A 754-nucleotide genomic window follows, 5' to 3' on the forward strand; every position below is an offset into this window, starting at 1 on the left:
TTGTGGTTTGGGAGCTGCTGGCCTCGGACGGGACAGTATATGCAGCAGGTAACGCATTTTCGTACGTAGTGCAGAGCACGGGCCTCACTAACATGGTGATCGCCCAATCCGTGGTAACGGTGCCCGCGACGGTGCCCCCATCACTCGAAGGTCAGAAGTATCAGCTGCGCTACACACTGGAGCTTCCTCAAACAATAGGCGCACAGATCGACCCGACTACAGGTTCTGCCGCGCAGTCACGTTTCTATCAGTTTGAGAATTTGCGTGTCGTTGGCCTAAACACGGTACCGCTCGGCACACAGCCTCAGGCAGAACTACAAGGTGTGGCGGCAACGCTCTCGATTTGCGTGGATAAGCCGTACGACAACGTTACTCTAGAAATCGGGTATGGCTCTCAACAGGTAGCAGCGCAGACCCCGATCACGGAATTTGAGCGCACGTCCAACGGCTATGTGTTTTCGGGTGTAGTACCCACCGCGTCGTTTACAGTATCACTCGAACCATACACAGTGATCTGGAAGTACTGGGCAAACAACAACGCGGCAATGGTGTATCAAGAGTCGGCCGACCTGTGGATCATTAACCCAAGCATCATGACCGCAGTCGGTGACGTAAAGGCCAAGATCGCTAAGGCACGAGCCACCCTCTATGGCTCTCCGGACTTGCTATTCCCGACGCCTACTATCCTGACGTGGCTTAGGCGCGGCATGGACGCGTTCAATGGGGCATACGGTCAGTTCACGTCGTTTACGAT

At 54.9% G+C, this 754-nt stretch carries 1 protein-coding gene; it reads left to right on the forward strand.

What is annotated here, in order from left to right; translation table 11 throughout:
• Positions 1-754 (forward strand): hypothetical protein (locus tag AC1RO3_RS08120; RefSeq protein WP_481763949.1); only part of this gene is annotated, 754 nt, incomplete at both ends.

The organism is Dellaglioa sp. CoH-57-MRSF-19, assembly GCF_056781975.1.